Below are 1,575 nucleotides of genomic sequence, written 5' to 3'. Positions count from 1 at the left end.
AGCCCCCAATACTAGCCTTTCCGGCGATAGAGAACATGGGCCAAAACCCGCAGCGCCAGCGGAGGCTTTTGGCCCATTGTGAACATCGACGGAAACGCGGTACTACTGACCACCCGGCCATTGCCCAGCCCCCCGCACCCCCGGGTTGACGATGGCGCAGTGTTAGCTGCTGCGGCCGACGCACTGCACTTGCTTCTGGCGGGGATTGCGCTTTCCGCGTTGCGAGACGCAGGTGGTCGGGCCGAAGGCGCACCACTTGCCGTTTCGGTGCGGAATGGCGCAGTCCCGATGGTTCCGCCACCCCTAGACTCAGACGCGGAGTAAAGCAGCCCTTTGGAAATCATTACTCCTACGACTGACCCCGCCGTTGCAGCTAACGGGTGCGCCGACGCAGGCCGGCTTCACCAGCCAGCACTCTGACCTTGATGATCTTTAAGTCAGGTTTTGAAGGCATCATCGACACCCAAAAGCCTCACCGCCGGCTTGACGATGGCGCAATGTTGGGCGATTCTAATTTTACCCAAGCTGGTGGAGACTTCTCATAAAGATTAGCCTTCTATTTGACTCATTACAGCATGAAGCTTTTTTAAGTCCCAAGAATGCCTACTGTCATTAAAGCGTCCCACTAACCTACCATAATATCTTATTTCGAACTCACTAAGCGTATCACCGTTTGGAAGTTCTTTGCTGTTTATCTGAACTATCTGAACACTGTCTATCTTATATTTATTTTCCACAAGACAATACTTCAGAAATTTCCGAATATAAAGATGGTTGTCACGTATTGCTAGTCTTTGAATATTATTCTTTTTTATTAGTTCAGCTACGGTAAATAGGTAAATGACAGTCCAAAATGGTAGCGCAAGCTTCATTACAGGAAGGTTAAAATATACAATCTCGGGAATTGCTAATACTAAATAGCAAGAAAGCATCGCTCCATGCATAGTTAGGGACTGCTTGACCTCGATGTTTACTTCAGCCATAGTAGTGCTCCTTATCTTTGAGTAAACTTGTATAGTCTACGATCTCGCTGTTATTATTCTTTTAATCTATGCATAGCTTGGTATCGATCATAAACTATTAATTGGTGTTTGTAAAGGTTTGACCAAATGCATTTGCATAATATATAGATATCAAATTTGAACAACTTTCATCATTTAAATACAGTGTACGATTTTTAATATAACCTATATCCATACATGGTGCATCTTTGCCGAAGAATTTAAAGTAGAGAGTATCCCTGTAATAAGATAATTCCCCGTGGTAGGTCGTAGTTCTTGATGTAGAGTAAACAAATGTGCTGTCATGTTTGACCGCTATGTGAATATATCCTATAGGGGCTTCTCTAGCCCCTACTAGAAGATAATCATCGAATTTGTTGTCAGCAGTACATCCATAGGCTACTGTAGCAACCGCTATGATCATCCACACTGTCCATCTGTTAGGTTGGGTACAGGTTTTGGCGTGGTCGCCTGTTAATCTCTGTTTATGTTTTGATCTAATTGCCATTGATGTGTAAGTAGTAGCGGGATGCTTATAGTTGGCGACCTAAATGTCGTCTATTTCGCCCAACGG

The 1,575-nt window shown here is 44.8% G+C and carries 1 protein-coding gene; it reads right to left on the bottom strand.

The window, feature by feature from the left end:
* Nucleotides 1-548: 548 nt before the first annotated feature.
* Nucleotides 549-983, bottom strand: a complete 435-nt coding sequence (locus CLV84_RS00015; RefSeq protein ID WP_104417690.1) for a hypothetical protein — start codon at nucleotides 981-983, stop codon at nucleotides 549-551.
* Nucleotides 984-1,575 lie beyond the last annotated feature (592 nt).

The organism is Neolewinella xylanilytica (genome assembly GCF_002934605.1).
In the GTDB taxonomy this organism is placed as follows: domain Bacteria; phylum Bacteroidota; class Bacteroidia; order Chitinophagales; family Saprospiraceae; genus Neolewinella; species Neolewinella xylanilytica.
The sequence above is the reverse complement of the archived record's forward strand: the minus strand, read 5'-3'. Positions and strand labels throughout refer to the sequence as shown.

Excerpts from the sequence above, each read along its gene's own strand:
- CLV84_RS00015 (WP_104417690.1), bottom strand. The coding sequence starts at position 983 with ATGGCTGAAGTAAACATCGAGGTCAAGCAGTCCCTAACTATGCATGGA.